General features: G+C 33.2%; 13 protein-coding genes and 1 pseudogene. 6 read left to right on the top strand and 8 right to left on the bottom strand.

Annotated elements, in window-relative coordinates; all coding sequences use genetic code 11:
* Positions 1-480: 480 nt before the first annotated feature.
* A complete protein-coding gene (locus AAC024_RS13630; protein ID WP_339896038.1) occupies positions 481-1,206 on the bottom strand; it encodes an energy transducer TonB in 726 nt (241 codons plus the stop codon).
* 320 nt (positions 1,207-1,526) lie between these two features.
* The gene (locus tag AAC024_RS13625) at positions 1,527-2,003 is read right to left on the bottom strand and encodes an Hsp20/alpha crystallin family protein (RefSeq protein ID WP_339896037.1); all 477 of its coding nucleotides are present in this window, start codon (positions 2,001-2,003) and stop codon (positions 1,527-1,529) included.
* Between the two features lie 352 nt (positions 2,004-2,355).
* On the opposite strand from AAC024_RS13625, the gene AAC024_RS13620 reads away from it, so the two are divergent.
* Positions 2,356-2,751, top strand: coding sequence for a hypothetical protein (locus tag AAC024_RS13620; protein ID WP_339896036.1), 396 nt, complete (start codon positions 2,356-2,358; stop codon positions 2,749-2,751).
* 387 nt (positions 2,752-3,138) lie between these two features.
* Here AAC024_RS13620 and AAC024_RS13615 read toward each other — a convergent pair whose 3' ends face one another.
* On the bottom strand, positions 3,139-5,292 hold the full coding sequence (locus tag AAC024_RS13615; RefSeq protein WP_339896035.1) for a TonB-dependent receptor: 2,154 nt from the start codon (positions 5,290-5,292) through the stop codon (positions 3,139-3,141).
* Positions 5,293-5,422: 130 nt separating this feature from the next.
* On the opposite strand from AAC024_RS13615, the pseudogene AAC024_RS13610 reads away from it, so the two are divergent.
* The 3 genes and pseudogenes from AAC024_RS13610 (at position 5,423) to AAC024_RS13600 (ending at position 7,454) form a co-directional block, all read left to right on the top strand.
* Positions 5,423-6,091 (top strand): annotated as a pseudogene (locus tag AAC024_RS13610) (lysoplasmalogenase).
* Positions 6,092-6,319: 228 nt separating this feature from the next.
* Entirely contained in the window at positions 6,320-6,814 is a 495-nt protein-coding gene (locus tag AAC024_RS13605) for a sigma-70 family RNA polymerase sigma factor (RefSeq protein WP_339896034.1), read from the top strand.
* A gap of 4 nt (positions 6,815-6,818) precedes the next feature.
* Positions 6,819-7,454 (top strand): hypothetical protein, encoded by a 636-nt coding sequence (locus tag AAC024_RS13600; protein ID WP_339896033.1) that lies wholly within the window; start codon positions 6,819-6,821, stop codon positions 7,452-7,454.
* A 307-nt stretch (positions 7,455-7,761) separates the two neighbouring features.
* Here the strand turns inward: AAC024_RS13600 and AAC024_RS13595 are convergent, their stop codons facing one another.
* From AAC024_RS13595 to AAC024_RS13585, 3 genes are all read right to left on the bottom strand, one after another.
* Positions 7,762-10,587, bottom strand: coding sequence for a pitrilysin family protein (locus AAC024_RS13595; protein ID WP_339896032.1), 2,826 nt, complete (start codon positions 10,585-10,587; stop codon positions 7,762-7,764).
* Positions 10,588-10,806: 219 nt separating this feature from the next.
* Positions 10,807-11,406, bottom strand: coding sequence for a pseudouridine synthase (locus AAC024_RS13590; RefSeq protein ID WP_339896031.1), 600 nt, complete (start codon positions 11,404-11,406; stop codon positions 10,807-10,809).
* Positions 11,393-13,687, bottom strand: coding sequence for a DNA topoisomerase 3 (locus AAC024_RS13585; RefSeq protein ID WP_339896030.1), 2,295 nt, complete (start codon positions 13,685-13,687; stop codon positions 11,393-11,395). Before AAC024_RS13585 ends, AAC024_RS13590 begins: the two co-directional genes overlap by 14 nt.
* 164 nt (positions 13,688-13,851) lie before the next feature.
* On the opposite strand from AAC024_RS13585, the gene AAC024_RS13580 reads away from it, so the two are divergent.
* On the top strand, positions 13,852-14,994 hold the full coding sequence (locus AAC024_RS13580) for a fibrinogen-like YCDxxxxGGGW domain-containing protein (protein WP_339896029.1): 1,143 nt from the start codon (positions 13,852-13,854) through the stop codon (positions 14,992-14,994).
* 202 nt (positions 14,995-15,196) lie between these two features.
* Here the strand turns inward: AAC024_RS13580 and AAC024_RS13575 are convergent, their stop codons facing one another.
* Positions 15,197-16,003, bottom strand: a complete 807-nt coding sequence (locus AAC024_RS13575) for a lysophospholipid acyltransferase family protein (protein ID WP_339896028.1) — start codon at positions 16,001-16,003, stop codon at positions 15,197-15,199.
* Positions 16,004-16,124: 121 nt separating this feature from the next.
* Entirely contained in the window at positions 16,125-16,763 is a 639-nt protein-coding gene (locus tag AAC024_RS13570; protein WP_339896027.1) for a CoA pyrophosphatase, read from the bottom strand.
* Positions 16,764-16,768: 5 nt separating this feature from the next.
* On the opposite strand from AAC024_RS13570, the gene AAC024_RS13565 reads away from it, so the two are divergent.
* On the top strand, positions 16,769-17,473 hold the full coding sequence (locus AAC024_RS13565) for a peptidylprolyl isomerase (protein WP_339896026.1): 705 nt from the start codon (positions 16,769-16,771) through the stop codon (positions 17,471-17,473).
* Positions 17,474-17,490 lie beyond the last annotated feature (17 nt).

Raw genomic sequence — 17,490 nt, 5'->3', positions numbered from 1 at the left:
GAGCATTTTTTAAAAAATGACTTACCGAACTGTTATTTTTTGTTGATGAAATGTTAAACCTCGTATAACTTTATTATAATTCCACCTATAACACAAATTACAATACAACGTTGGTGAAGCAAATTTTGATAAGCTTATAGAAGAAAGTGATGGCTTAAAATTGAATTAGGAAAAAAGCCTAGTGACTTTAGAAAACTGATACTACATAATGATGCATTCAAGCACAGGTATAAAATATAAAGGCAATCTGAAAATATTCAGATTGCCTTTTCCTCACATTGATATTATATCAAATAAACGTCTTACTACCTAATTAGTGTCTGGACGGAAACAGACGATTTTTATAATTTGAATTATTTTTGATGTCATTTTTGTTTAGTTTTTATGAGTTGATGCCTTAGTATCAAGCGATTAAAAATAAACTGAAAGGGCGCAAAAAGAAACAAATTTAATTTTGCTGTGTTTCCGTCCAAACACTAATTAACCTTCTTGAAATTTGAAGAAGATAGGCACAGCATAAGCCACTTTTACAGGTTTACCACGCTGTCTGCCAGGTTTCATTTTTGGCAATATACTAATAATTCGTTCTGCTTCTTTTTCTAAAATTTTATCAGGACCTCTAGATCGAATTCCAATAATACGTCCAGTTTTATCAATTACAAATATAACCGATACCCTCCCTTGAATACCTAGATCTAAAGCAGTTTGAGGGTAGTTAAAGTTAGAAGCTACATGCTGTTGTATTTTTTTCTGAAAACAATCTTTAGTAGCTTTTTTAGATAACTTTTCGCAACCCGGAAACACAGGTACATCTTCAATAACTGCAAATGCTACTTGTACGTCTTCATCTATATCTTCAACTTCAACATCGGCCACATCAACAATAGCTTCAATAGCATCGTCTTGTCCTATTTCCGTACTTTCAATGACCGTTTCTTCAATTTCTTCAGCATCCTCTACAATTTCAACAGCTTCGCTCATTACTACTGGTGGAGGTGGCGGTGGCGGTGTGTTTACATTAATTATTGGGATTTCTTCTTCAAATTCGCTTTGCATTTCTACAACATCAATATCTACATCGTCTCTTTCGTATGTTCTATATTCTAAAGCGCTCCAAGATAGAAGTAACATTAAGTTCAACCCAATAGCAAAATATATGCTACTGTTTCTTCCTATTTCTAGTTGTGGATTCTTTTTAGCTTCCATAACATTTAGTTTTTAACTGATGAATCATCATCATAATTTCAATAGTGTAAAATTATCATATACTCAGCAAAACAAATATGATATTTGTCATATCGTAAAATAAATCCCATATTCTGATGATGTCGTATTTTATATTCGGTTTTAGATATATTTAAGCATACAAAGAGACTGTCTGAAAAGTTTTTCGAGTTGTCAGTTTGAGCGCAGTCGAAAACGTTATAATCTTGATTTCCAATGCATTTCGACTGCGCTCAATGTGACAATTTACTCCAAAATTGACTTTTCAGACAGTCTCTTAAAAATTTGTTTGTCATCTACAATCAAGAAATTTTGATACTTCTTGCTGGTTTTTGTTTTGCTTCTTCTTTTTTAGGGAGATGTATATTCAAAATACCCTCATTATACTTTGCGTTTATTTTGCTATCCTCAACAGTTTCAGGCAAAGCGAAGGTTCTTTTAAAAGAAGAATAACCAAATTCTCTTCTTGTGTAACCATCTTCTTTTTCTTCATTATTTTCTTCAATTTCAGCAGAAATAGACAGAATATTATTTTCTAAATTTAAATTGAAGTCAGATTTTATCAATCCTGGTACTGCCATTTCTACAACAAAAGCATCAGCTTCCTCTTTAACATTTACTTTAGGAAGTGATATACCTGTGTTAAAGTTTGAAGCAAATAACGAAGGAAGTTCTCCGAGTGAAAAATCATCAAACCAGTTAGATAACGATTGGAAGTTTTGTGCCGTATTATTATTTGCTAAACCTCCATTTTTCGGTAATGTTGCTAAATTACTCATAATTAAAAATTTAAGTTAAACATTTATTTTCACTGATAAATAAGCAAATAAAATACCAAAAGGTATTCTCTTTTTATATATGACATTTTCTTAATATTTTTTTAACAGATTTCTGTCATTTTTTCATTTTTAGGTTTTGATGGAATGTCAAAATTTCGGGATTGAATGAGATTATTGATTTTGGATTGTTGCTTGACTTTATAAAAAATTTCAGCTACCTTCGTTCCTGTCTGCCGACAGGCAGGTAACGTAGGATATAAAACATTAAAACGATTTCATATCCACATCAACGTTGTGCGTCAGCTAAAAAAACAGAAGAATGAAAACAAAATGCTATTATTAGACAAACAAAATGGAAATTAATTTTCAATGTATAGAACTAACAATCCAAGATGAAGAATTGGGGTGTACTGTGATATTTTCAGATTCAAGGTCAGCAGATGACCAGTATAAAACTGATGAGGAGATAATGAATAGTGTTGAAAAATATCTTTTAATACAAAAGACTTACGCTGAAGATGAATATGAATATGACACGGAATGTTATCACTTAGAATCTTCAGAATCGAATGAGAGTTTCGACCCTTTTGGAAAAATCAACATAAACGTAACCAAAGAGAAACTTGAAGTTAACTTGATTGGAGAAAAAGTAATAATAGGATTAAATCTAAAAAAACAAGAACTTGAAAAGTTGCTACGGATTTTAGAAACTAAATTTCACGAAAAGATAACGGTAAATAAAAAATAAAGCCGAACGCGCAGCATTATATATAGCAAATTGGGCGATTAGTGTTTAATCCAAAGGTTGTTGTCTATTTACTAAGTCCGCCAAATCTTTTGATTTGGTATTAAATGAGAAAAATTAAAACAAAATAAAAAGATTTGGCTTGTGGCTAAACTGAAAGTAATCGTTTATTTTCTGCCCAACTCGCCATATATTTAACGGTAAGCGAACCTGTCCTAAAAACAAAACCACTTTCAGTTTAAAAAACCAAGCTAGCAGATATGCCCGCGTTAGGGATAGCAGTGGAAAGCCCACAGCCTGATCCCGATAGTTGTCGGGAGAAGTGCGAGGACTTGTAACGGATAGCCCGACCCTAGGTCCTGAACTAAATTCAGGATATAGGGTAACGCCCTATAAATTATCCAACTGGTTACTCTTTTTATCTTCACTTATCGTCCAAAAGAATCCTACAAAAAAGAATTGGTCTGCTGCAGGATATAAAGCACGTCTGTTAAAATTACCATTTACATCTGGCGTATTGGCGTATTGGTAACCGTAAATATTTTTAAAACCTAACACATTATTTACAGAAGCATAAAGTATTTTTTGTGGACTAATTAAATATGCCCAATTTAAACTCAGACTATTAAAGGCTTTAGTTTTATTATTTAAAAAACCAGATTCGTTAGGATTGGTATAGGTTCTACCTGAGGCATAAGCATAACTAAACCCAACTTGACTGCGCCATTTGTCTACCCAATATTTGCCAACCAAAGATAAGTTATGGGTATTTGCAAAATTAGGTTGTGCTTTGGTTGGGTAGTTTTTATAATTACGTTCTGTGTCTAAAAACGAGTAACTTGCCCAATAATCAAAGTTTTTGATGCTTTTACTGTCTCTCCAAAAGAAATCGATACCTCTTGCAAAACCACTTCCGCTGTTGCTATAATTACTATCAAAGTTTGCGAAATCGCTATCGTATTTCACCAAATTGTTATAGGTTTTATAATATGCTTCAGCTCTAAATAGTTTTCTATCTACATTGTATTGATAATTAAAAATATAATGCGATGTGTTTTCAGCTTTTAATTCTTGATTAAACTTTAAAATATTACTCGATGGGTTTTGGTAAAAATTACCATACGCCAATGATACTTGACTTTTATCTGTGGTTTTATAAGCCAAAGACAATCTAGGAGCTAAGGAGAAATCTTTAAACAAGGCACTATACTCACCGCGTAAACCTGTTTTAAAAGCTAGCTTTTTAGATATAAAAATATCTGCTTCGGCATAAGCTGCTGCTATATTATTATTATAACCATAATTAACAGTATTGATAGTTTCATCATTATAAGATTCTTCAAAATCGGTTGCAAAGTACTCTGCACCAAAATACAGTTTCAGCCTGTTACTAATTCTATTTTTAAGCTTAACCTTGGCGTGCAATGAGTTTTCAGTGTCATTAATAGTGCTTTCAATAATATTTAAATTGTTTTTAGCATGTGTATAGCTAACACCTCCAAAGAGTGTCCAAGTGTCGTTTAAAACGCCTTGATACGATCCGTTTAAATAAACGTTGTTATTGTTTAATTTGAAATAAGCGCCTTCTGGTTCGTTTATATCTTCTTGTATAAGTTCAAAATTTGTAGCATCAAAAGCACCATAAAGTTTAAATAACCCCGAATTGGTTTTCTTTCTATAAACAGCCTCACCAGATGCTGTTTGATAAGATTTTATCCAATCATTTCTGTTTTTAAATATAGCGTCATAAGGTGCTAAATTGATATATGATGCATTAACACTTAATGAACTTTTAGCCCATTTTTGGGTATTACCAAGTGTAGCCCCAACACTCATGATGCCAATATCGGTTTTTTCTTGGTCGGGTTCATCAATGGTGTTTAAAAGTAATACACTCGATAAGGCTTGCCCAAACTCTGCAGAGTATCCACCAGTAGAAAAGGTAATACCATCAAACAAAAATGGTGAATAACGCCCTCTTGTAGGTGTATTATTAGTTGTTGGCGAATAAGGTGTAAACACCCGAATACCATCAATAAAAATTTGAGTTTCATTGGCATCGCCACCACGCACAAACAATCTACCATCTTCAGCAACAGTTGTTGTTCCTGGCAAAGTTTGTAGGGCGCCAACAAAATCACCCAAAGCACTTGCGGTTGTTACCACATCTAGCGGCTTCAATACATTTACTTTACTATTATCGCCTGCCGAAAATGTTCCTGCAGATAATACAACTGCATCTAAAGCGTTAACATCTTCGCGAAGTTTAACCGTAATGTTTTTCATGTCTAACACATCACCAACCATGGTAAAAGTTTCATAAGACAAAAAGGAAACGACTAAAGTTTGTGTTCCTGTTTCCTTTGTTTTAAAAGAAAATAAGCCATTGTCATCGGTTGTACTTCCGTCATAAGTAGTATCTAAATAAATGTTTGCTCCAGAAATTGGTATGCCTTTGTTATCTGTTACTTTTCCATTAATAATTGTTTGAGCTGTAAACTGACTTGTAATAATTAAACTTAAAATTAATAATAGATTTTTCATTTTAGTTAATAGTTTGTTCGTTTTTACTTGATGAAGCAAAATTGAACCATTGGCTAAAATGAAAAAACTAATACTAACCGAATTGTAAAATTTTAATGATGAATTGAATATATTTGATAAAATCGATTGCATGCTTTCTAAAACAGAAAAATCATTCTCATTAATTTTCTTAATTATTGTTATTGCCGAATTAGTTTGCGATAATACACAAAGCTTAACAACATATCATTATTTAACCAAACCCTTAATTTTAATATCGCTTATTTTTTTCTTTTGGAAGTATGGAAAGCATCTCGACATTAAAACTAGACGGTTTACTTTTTTAGCATTAATATTCTCACTTTTGGGTGATCTATTTTTAATGTTTGTAAATACATCTACTAACTTTTTTATAGGTGGATTAGTGTCATTTTTACTAGCTCACCTTATGTATGTTTTTACATTTTTAAGAAAGAAAAACAATTCAATCAATACCGTTCCATTAATCACAATCTTACTTGTTTATGCTATTGGATTATTTTCTTTTTTGAAAGATGGATTAGGTGATTTATTATGACCTGTTATTATGTATATGTTTATAATTTTATTGATGGTGATTACTGCTTTTTTCCGAAAGGGAAGTGTCTCTAAAAGTAGTTACATTTTAGTTTTTTTGGGCGCCCTTTTTTTTATAACTTCGGATAGTTTATTGGCTTTAAATAAATTTTATAAGCCATTACCTTTTTCTAGCATTAGCATTATGCTAACTTATTCAATTGCTCAATTATTTATCGTTTTAGGTATAAAAAAGCAATCATAGACAAAATCTATTCATCATTATTAAATCCTTATAAACCAAATAATTATATATCAATGTGTAAATGATTAATTTAAATTTTAAAATTATTAACTCACATATTACAAAAACCTAGCCAACTCAAAAGCGTTATACCCTTTTAGAAAATATTTACTATTTTTTAATATTATTTCAATCATTGTGTAACGTTTTAAAAAAATAAGCTACTTACATAATAACTAAACCACACCATTGAATAAAGAACTAGAACATAGTTTTGTTGAATTGTTAGAAAAGCATCAAAATATTGTGCACAAAGTTTGCCGTTTGTACACTAATAATTATGATGCTCATAATGATTTATTTCAAGAAATAACCATTCAACTCTGGAAGGCGTATCCTAAATTTCGAGGTGATGCAAAATTCAGTACATGGATGTATCGTGTGGGATTAAATACTGCCATTACATTATACAGAAAATCTAAACGCTCTATAAAAACTCAAGATTTTCAAGGTGTTGAATTTAAAATAAAAGCAGAAGATTATGATGATACAGAAGAGCAACAACTAAAAGTACTCTACAAAGCTGTACACCAATTAAATGATATTGATAAAGCACTTGTCTTTTTGTATTTAGAAGACAAAAACTATAACGAAATTAGTGAAACTTTGGGGATAACTCAAGTGAATGCGCGTGTGAAGATGAATAGAATAAAAACTAAACTTAGAACCATTTTAAATCCGTAAGCTCATGGATGGATTAGATTTATTAAAGAAAGACTGGGATAACGAGTCTTCAAAAAAGAAACTCTCGGTTAAAGATATCTACCCGATGCTGCATAAAAAATCGTCTTCCATTGTAAAGACCTTATTTTACATTAGCATTGCGGAGCTTATCTTCTGGATTTTAGTCAATTCCATTCCCTATTTCACATCAGACACATACAAGCAAAGGCTAGACGGTGTATTCCAAAACGATTTCATTTTCAAAAGCATAACCATTATTAGTTATGCCATTATTCTTCTATTCATTTATTTACTCTATAAATCATACAAATCCATCTCCATTACAGATAGTGCTAAAAAATTAATGGAAAGTATTTTAAAAACGCGTAAAATCATTAAATACTACGTGCTTTACAATCTTATTGTAGCTGGTCTTTCTCTTATTATTGGTTTTTATTATGCATTGCATAACGCCCCAAATACTGCCATAGATTTTGCAAGCATTAGCGACAAAAAAATGGCCCTAATTATATTAGTAATTACGCTAATTACTGCTGTTTTTGTACTTGTTATTTGGTTATTCTACAAGCTTATTTATGGGCTTTTACTAAAACGCTTAAACCGAAACTATAAAGAATTAAAAAAGCTAGAAGTCGAATAATTATTTGGGCGTTACCACAAGGGTCGGGCTTTACGTTACAAGTCCTCGCTTCCTCGAAAAATCGGGTCGCTGTGGGCTTTCCACTGCAATCCCTAACGCACTTGTTTGCTAGCTTAGGTTTTTAAATTTAAAAGTGGTTTGTTTTTGGAGAGGTTCGTTTAACGGTTAGTATATGAAAAGTAGGCGATTACGAAGTACTTCACTTTCAGTTGAGCACCAAGTTTGATACGAGCCGAAAACCTTGATTATACAGCTGTTTCGCCTATTTTTTATATACATTGTTTACCACACGTTTTTAATCAGAATTTTACTTTAAAATAATAGGTTTGCCAAATCCAAGTTTCTCCAATTTATCTAATTGTGTAGCTGCATCTCCAACTATAAGATAATTCATCTTATTTGGACGTATATATTTTTTGGCTAAATCCTGAACGTCTTCAACAGTTAACGTTTTAACAATAGCTTCGTTTTGTTTAGCATAATCATCAGTGTACCCATAATTACTAATGTTTGTTAGCATATTTAATTTACTGCCTAAGGTTTCAAAAGCTCTTGCTCCACTTCTAAGCATATATCCTTTGGTTACTTCCAAATCGTTCTCATTAAAATTCTTGCCGTAGTTTTCTAAAATTTCTTTAATCAGAGTGGTGGATTCATACGTAACGTTAGAACGAACTCCACTACTTATTTCAAAGGGTCCTTTAATAGTTGACCCAACAAATCTGGAACGTATCCTATAAGTGTACCCTTTTTCTTCGCGTAACTGTTGTGTAAGTTGAGAGGCAAATCCACCACCACCTAATCGATAGTTAAGTAAACTAGCTGGATAATAATCGGCATCAGTAGCAGATAAAGCTGGATAGCCAAATTGAATTACGGACTGTTTAGCTCCTGGAACATCATAAAAATATACTTTTGAAGTTTCTGGAGCTATTGGATCTGAAACTATAGGAAATTCAATATTTTTTGGTGTCCACTTGTTGTTTAAATTAACTAACGACTTAGTAACATCATCTTTTGAAATAGCTCCCACCACATGAATTTTAGCCAGGTTAGGAGCGAAATAGGAATTATAATATGCTTTTAAATCATTCATGGTAATACCATTTACAGAAGATTTAGTTCCTAAGTTATCATTTGATAATATATGATTTTCGCCGTAAATTAATTTATCAAACTCGTTTACTGCTATGCTGTTTGGGTCGGCTTTTTGGCGTTCAATTTGACTTAAATTACTTTGTTTAAGAAGTTCAAATTCCTTTTCGTCCCAACGTGGTTCTAGGAGTATTTCTTCAACCAAAGCCATTGTTTTGTCATAATTTTTAGCCAAAGTATTTCCACTAATAATAATAGCTTCTTTGGTTGCTGATCCGTTAATAGAAGCACCAAGTGTTTCAATGGCAGTTTCAAGTTCTTCGGGAGTTTTAGTAGCTGTGCCTTTGGTTATTAAATCTGCAAGTAAGTTTGATACTCCAATTTTATCAGTATGTTCTAAAAGCATTCCTCCTTTTAATTGTATTAGGAATTGTACTAAAGGCACTTCGTTATTTTCTATACCAAATAATTTTATGCCAGAAGATAACTCGTCTTTCCAAACTTCTGGAACTTTTACGTTTGGACTTTCACCATAAGGAGGTTCAACGCTTCTATCGAAGCTTGAAGGTGTTTTTTTGTAATTGGCAACTATAGTTGCATCAAAAGTTTCTTCGGCACCTTCAATTATAGGTTCTTCAACAACATCTGCTAATGTTGAGCTAATAAGAGCTAATTCTTTTTGACCTTTTGGGACAAAGCTGGTTGCAACAAAGTTTTTGTCCTTAACATATTTATTATAAACACGTATTACGTCATCAGGAGTAACAGCCAAAATATTTTTTACATCTTGATTTACAAACCCAGGATCTTCAGCAAAAATCTCGTATTGAGCTAACTGAAATCCTTTACCCAGAACACTTGAAAGACTGTTATAAAAACTAGTTTCTTGACCAGCTTTAATACGATCTAAATCTGCTTCTGATATGCCTTCAGCTTCAAATTTTGCTAGACCTTCTTCAATACCATCAAGAACTTCTTGAAGACTTGTATCTGGAAATGCTGTTACACGCATCATAAACTGACCTGCTATTTCGGAGTTGTACTGACCAGCATTTACTCCATCGGTTAGCTTTTTGTCTTCAACTAGGACTTTATACAAAGGGGCTTTTTTTCCTTGTGCCAAATAGTTAGAAAGCACCTCTAAAGCATAAGAATCAGGATGATATTGATAAACTCCAGGCCAAGTCAAAGTTAATTGTGGTACTCTTGCAAAGTTGTCTTCGTAGTACAATTTTTTTGTTTCAGATAAAGTCACTGGTTGTTTTTCCATTTTTGGAATGTCTTCACCTCGTTTAATTTCACTGAAGTATTTATTAACCCATTCTATGGCTTGATCTACATCAAAATCACCAGCAATTGTTAAGGTGACATTGTTTGGTACGTACCAGCGATTATAAAAATCTTTTACATCTTGTAATGTAGCATTTTGCAGGTCTTCTAAAGATCCTATTACTTCCCAGCTGTATGGATGCCCTTCTGGATATAGGTTTTTGTCTATGACGTAAAAAGTATGTCCATAAGGACGATTATCTACTCTTTGACGTTTTTCGTTTTTAACAACTTGTTTTTCTTTTGCTAAAACTGGATCTGTTACGGTATTAATAAAGTAACCTAATTTGTCTGCTTCAGCCCAAATCATTTTTTCTAAAGCATCTTTTGGAACTGTTTGATGGTAGTTAGTTCTGTCTCGGTTTGTATTTCCATTAGCTCCAGAACCGCCAATGCGTGCACTCATTTTGTCAAGCCCACCTTTACCTAAATTTTCAGATTCTAAGAATAATAAATGCTCAAATAAATGAGCAAATCCAGTCCGACCCTTTATTTCTCTTGCAGAACCAACATGACTTGTTAAGGCTACAGCAACCACGGGGTCTGAACGATCTATGTGTAAAATGACTTGCAGACCATTGTCTAGTCTATATTTTTCAAATTCAACTTTAAATTCATTAGTTTCTGAAACCTTGTCTTGGCTGTTTTTACAAGTAACAAATAAGACTAATATAATTAAGTTAAGTATTAGATATTTTAAAGATTTCATTTTAATATAGTTTAAATTGTGATTTTGGTTTGTACTTTAATAGTATTTGCACACTAATACTTCAAATGTGTGGTAACGATTCACTGATAAAAAATCGTTTCAATGTTTTTTATCTAGCGTTAAACGAAGTTAGCAAATTTTTCTGACAAAGTCAAATGATAAACTAAAGCCATAATTAGTATTAGACAATAGCTATTAAAAAACTAGAAATTCACTTGGCTAAACCACTGAAACCCCAAAATCATCAACCTCAACAACATCACCGGCCTGCATATTGTTTATATGAATACCTCCTACTCTAACACGTACTAATCGTAAGGTTGGAAAACCAACAGCAGAAGTCATTTTCCTAACCTGCCTAAACTTACCTTCTTTTAATGTAATAGACACCCACGATGTTGGCCCATGCCTATCATCTCGAATCTTTTTTCCTCGATTTGGTAAATCAGGAGCACCCTCTAACTTCATCGCTTTACATGGCTTTGTTTTATATTTTCCACCATCAAAACCTATTTCAACACCTGTTTTTAATTCCTGGAGAGCTTCAGTAGAAATATCGCCATCAACCTGAGCATAATATTCTTTTTCTACTTTTCTGCTGTTTATGTGAGCACTCATTTTACCATCTGTAGTTAATAACAATATGCCTTCAGACTTCTCGTCTAACCTACCAATAGCCATAATGCCTTCAGGAAAATCATGTAAACTACCAAGAAATATTTTAGATTGTTGTTTCGAGTCGTTACTTGCAAACTGACTCAAACACCCAAAAGGCTTGAAGATTATAAAATGCCTATGCTGCGTTTTAGATGCTTCCATTCAAAATATTATGAACGAGCTCTCTAGTTGGTGTTTGCCCATTTATCTTTGCTCTTACCGTATCAAACGTTACTTTAAAATCACATCCCGATTTATAAGCACTACAACCATAAGCTGTTTTTCCTTTTATAACAGTTCCTTTTTTGCATTTAGGACAAGTTAATTCATTTGGTTTTGCTTTAACAGTAGTTGTTTTAGGCTCCAATTTAAGCTTGAAATTATCATCAAATCGAAGCAATCCTTCAACTGTGCCAGAACCCGTTTTAAAACCCTTCAGATTAACTGTAGATCCTTTTTGAAGCAGTCTTATAAATTGTTTTTCTGAAATTTTTTTATCACCAAACTTAAACGGCATTACAAAATTGCAACCCGTTTTATAAGCAGCACAACCATAAGCCGATTTTCCTTTAATAATTTGTGCCTGTTTACATTTTGGGCATTTTTCAGCAGTAATACCAGCATCATTTTTAGCTTCAACTTTTGCAATACGTTTTTTAACGGTTACAGCATGCGAAATATTAGCACGCTTGGTTTCGCTTCGCACCTCATAAACCAAAGCATCTACCATACGCTTCATGTTTTTAATGAATGCTGCTGCTGTAAATTCACCCTTTTCAATATCTTTTAACTGCTTTTCCCAAGAGCCAGTCAATTCAGCAGATTTTAATAAATCGTTTTGAATCGTATCAATTAACTGGATTCCTGTTACCGTTGGCAGCACTTGTTTTTTATTTCGCTTTATATATTTACGTCTAAAAAGTGTTTCAATAATATTGGCTCTAGTAGAAGGTCTTCCAATACCGTTCTCTTTCATTAAATCTCGTAATTCTTCGTCATCTACCTGTTTGCCAGCCGTTTCCATAGCACGCAATAATGTTGCTTCTGTAAACTGATTTGGGGGCTTGGTTTCTTTTTCTAAAAATGATGGCTCATGAGGCCCTTTTTCGCCTTTAACAAACTGAGGTAACAAATTATCCTTTGTCACACTGAGCGCAGTCGAAGTGTCAAAAACAATTCGCCAACCTTTTTCTAAAATTTCTTTTCCTGTTGTTTTAAAAACCACTTTTGCAGCATGTCCTAAAACTGTCGTGTTTGCCACAATACAATCATCATAAAACACTGCAATAAAACGTTTTACAATAATATCGTAAACCTGTTGCTGATTGTATTGCAAATTAGTCTGCATGCCCGTTGGAATAATGGCATGATGATCTGTTACTTTTTTATCGTTAAAAACTTTAGCAGACTTCTTTATTTTTTTACCTAAAAGTGGTTTCGTTAATTTTATATAGTTGGTTAGCTTTTGAAGTATTCCGGATACTTTTGGATACACATCATTCGGTAAAAATGTGGTATCTACTCTAGGATAAGTTACCACTTTTTGTTCATATAACTTCTGAACAATCTTCAAGGTTTCATCTGCAGAGAAACCAAACTTAGTATTACAATACACCTGTAAGCCTGTTAAATCGAATAGTTTAGGAGCGTATTCTTTCCCTTTCTTTTTGGTAATTGATTGAATTTCAAAATCGCTTTCCTTTACTTTATTGGCCAGAGCTTCTCCATCTTCCTTTTTAAGAAAACGTCCGTCTTCATAACTAAATAAAATATCTCTATACAAGGTTTGCAATTCCCAATACGGTTGTGGTTTAAAATTTTCAATGTCTTTAAATCTATTAACAACCATCGCCAATGTAGGTGTTTGCACCCGACCAACCGATAACACTTGTTTATATCCGCCATGTTTTACGGTGTATAACCTAGTCGCATTAATACCTAATAACCAATCGCCAATAGATCTCGAGAATCCTGCGTAATATAAATTATCGTAATCTTTTGATGGTTTTAAATTTTTAAAGCCTTCTTTAATCGCTTCTGTAGTTAATGAGGAAATCCATAACCGTTGCACCTCGCCTTTGTAATTGGCTTCGTTCATCACCCATCGTTGAATAAGTTCTCCTTCTTGTCCTGCATCCCCGCAGTTTATAACAACATCGGCTTTATCAAATAGCCTTTTTACAATGTTAAATTGCTTTTTTATACCAGAGTTAGGCGACACTTTAGTTTCAAACTTTTCTGGAAGCATGGGTAAGTTATTTAAGTCCCAACTTTTCCAATAGGGTTTATAATCAACAGGTTCTTTAAGTGTGCATAAATGTCCAAAAGTGTAAGTAACCGCATAACCATTGCCTTCATAATACCCATCGCGCTTGGTGTTTGCTCCTAATACAGCAGCAATCTCGCGGGCAACACTTGGTTTTTCGGCAATACAGACTTTCAATTTCGCAAATATATTTAATCATTATTGGAATTCGCAAAATAGGAATTTTGATGTTGTTTTTAGAATGGATTTGTTATGAGTTATTAACTATGTTTTTTTGTATGTATATTTTTTTATCTATTTTTACAAAAAACAAACTCTCAAGTCTCTCAAGTCTCTCAAAAATGCACAAATTAACATTTGCTTTAATACTTGCATTTATTAGCAATTATTATAGTTTCTCACAAGTTGGTATAGGCACTACCTCACCAGACCCATCTTCTATCTTAGATATTGAATCTACATCTCAAGGATTTTTACCTCCAAGAATGACCTCGTTACAAAGAGATAATATTGCATCTCCTGCTGAAGGTTTGTTTATTTACAATTTAGACGACAACTGTTTCCAATACTACAAAGGATCTTCATGGTCTGGTTGTTTAGGAGAATCTCCTACTAATTCTTTAGATTGCAGTTCTACAATTGCAAATGGCACTTATGCTATTGGCAATCCCTTAAATGGTAGCAATACAATAACTATAAATGTTCTTGTTAATGTTATAGAAACTTACACTATAAACACAAATACAGTAAATGGTTATAGCTTTTCTGGATCTGGAACATTTAGTACTGTAGGATTAAATACTATAACACTAAGTGGATCGGGCACTCCAACTGCCGCTCAAACAGATACTTTTACTATTACTTTTATTGGAAAGGGTGATACTTGTAATACAGACATTACTGTTACTTCAACTTTACCTAATTGCTTAGCATATTTTAATGCTGGTTTTACTACTGATGGTGTATATTCAATTGACCCTGATGGGGCTGGAGCTAACCCAGCTTATGACTGTTATTGCGACATGACTAATAATGGTGGTGGTTGGACACTAGTTTTTAATCATAATACTGGTGGTGGTTTTTGGGCTAACGATACAGAAGCTAATGAATTTAATATGGCATCGCCTAATTTAACCACTGACAAATATTCTATTTTAAGTAAATTGGATGAGCTAAAAAACGCCGCACCTTACGAGTTTAGGCTTTATTACCCTACGTTAGGTATAACAAACCATTGGAGTCAAACTTTTGACCCTCGAAGCGGAGGCTCTCCAATAAGACCCGTAGCAGGCTATATTGCCATAAGCATTGACACAACAAGTAGTTTTTGGGGTGGTTTGGAAAACTCTGGAGCCAATACTTATTTAGACGGCTCTGTAAATAGCGGAAATTGGTGGTATTCAATAGGTAGTGTTAATCCTTACGGCGGGGGTATCCCCGGACCAGGTTCTGTAGTAAGTAGTGTTCAACTTTTTGTTAGATAAAATAATTGCCAATTTTAAGGACGTAATCTAGCAAACAAGTGCGTTAGGGATTGCAGCGGCATCCTTTTTGTGGAGCTTTGAGCACTAAATCCAGCATTTGAAACGAGGTGTTTATTGATAACGTAATCCCGAAGCTAGTTCGGGACTGCTTCGCAGAAAGATATAGTGAAAAGCCCGACCTTTAGGTAACGCCCAAATTAATTTAATCTTTTTTCCAGCGTCTAAGCCTGTTTAATTCTTCAAGCGCTTCCAATTCTTTTTGAGGAATTACTTTTAAGAATGAAGGATGTTGTTCTATAGCGTATTCTATTCTTTTTACAATCTCTTCGGTAGTTTCGTTATCATAATCAATTTCTAAAGGGGCTTTAATTTCAAAAGATTGAAGAATATTTTTCTTTTTGACACGCAATCCTTTTTTATCAAAAGAACGTCTAAACCCATCAATAACAATGGGCACTACAATTGGTTTGTAACGCTTAATAATATGTGCTGTTCCTTTTCTAATAGGCTTAAACGGCGTGGTTGTACCTTGTGGAAAGGTAATTACCCAACCATCATCTAAGGCTTTACCAATACTAGAAATATCGCTCATTTTAACCTGTCTGTTTACATCTTTACCTTCAGATCTCCACGTACGTTCTATACTAATAGAACCTATATAAGCCAGTATTTTTGGTAATAAGCCAGATTTCATAGTCTCTTTGGCGGCAACGTAATAAATATTTAACTTAGGGTTCCATAAGTAGCCTATATTTTTAATAGAATCTGTTCGCCCACTTAAACTTGCATTAAAAACATGAAACATAGATACCACATCGGCAAAATAGGTTTGATGATTTGAAATAAATAACACATTAGTATCTGGTAAGTCTTTAATAATTTCAGAACCTTCTATTTGCAATTCATTAAACCCTCTAAAACGCCTATGTGTAAGCGCGCCAAAGATTCTAATAAGCCATTTTTTCACAAATAGTATATGTCCGAATGGATTTCTTTTAAACAATCCCATAAATCACACGTCAAAATTGGTTAGGTAAAATACTCAATATAAATAAATTTGAAAATTTTTAGCTTCCTCTTTTTAAACTTATTCTTATCGCGTATGCAAATGTAATAAATCTATCAAACTACTAGAGTTGTTTTAACAAGTCTTTAATTTCGCTTAGCATCATTGCAGTTGCGCCCCATACCACAAAATCATTCAATTTAAATGCAGGCACCTCAACTTCAATACTGTAGGATGTTTTTACTTTTTTAGAGACAAGAGATTGTTCATCTAAAAAATGTTCTAAATCAATTTCTATCAGCACCTCAACCTCATCATCTTGTTTAATAAATTTAGGTGTAGTTTGTGTAACACCAATAAATGGTTGCACATAAAAATTGCTTGGTGGAATATAAACTTGAGATATATTTCTAACAATTTTAACAGCATCTATAGGCACACCTACTTCCTCAAAAGTTTCTCTTAATGCCGTGTCTTGCAATGATATATCTTGGGCCTCCAATTTACCTCCAGGAAAAGCAACTTGTGCTGAATGTACTCCTTTATATGCTTTCCTTAGTATTAAAACGAATTTTGTTTCCATATCTTCGTCAGGATAAAACAGTGCTAAAACCCCAGCATGTTTTGCTTTTTTAATGGCTTTTTCTTGCTTTTTTAACAGTTCCTGACGAAAAGGCGGCACCATTTTAAAGTGAGATGCTTCGGCTGGTAGCGCGATATTTTTTATTTTTGAAACTGATTTTAAAAATTCTTCAAACCTCATAGTCTATGCGTACCGTATTGTTTTTAAGTTTTTTTCTTTTATTTCTGAATTGTGAAGATAAACAAACTAAAAAGAAAGGCACTTCTAAAACTGAAATTGTAAAACCCGTTGAAAAAGAGGTTGAGAAAGACACGCTTCAAGAGCCTGAACGTGAATTTCCTAAGTTAAATTCTAAAAGCGCTATGGAGTTTTTCTTGAAATATGATAAACACCATAAAGAAAATAAAGTTCGTATTACCACCGATTTTGGCGAGATTGATATTTTACTTTATAACGAAACCAAATTTCATCGCTCTAATTTTATCTTCTTAACCAAACAGAAATACTTTAACGGCACACAATTTTACAGGGTTATTGATAATTTTATAGTTCAAGCTGGAAATAGCGACGATGTAAAAACTGCTAGAAAACGAGCTCATATTGGCAAATACTTATTACCACCTGATACAAAACGTGGTTTTAAACATGATCGTGGTGTTATTTCTATGCCTAGTAGCGAAATTAGAAATCCGCACAAACTAGCATCTCCTTTTGAGTTTTTTATTGTCTGCCAAAAAAATGGTGCTCATTTTTTAGATGGTGATTATACCATTTTTGGGCATGTAATGCGAGGTATGGATGTTATTGACAAGATTGCTGCGGTAGAAACTGATGATGGTGATTGGCCTGATAAAAATATTTTTATTCGAAATGTTGAGATTATTGATTGAAAAAATGACAGAAGACG

Source organism: uncultured Algibacter sp. (assembly GCF_963976535.1).
GTDB lineage: Bacteria > Bacteroidota > Bacteroidia > Flavobacteriales > Flavobacteriaceae > Algibacter_B.
Note: the sequence above shows the minus strand (reverse complement) of the source record. Positions and strands in the feature narration are given on the sequence as shown.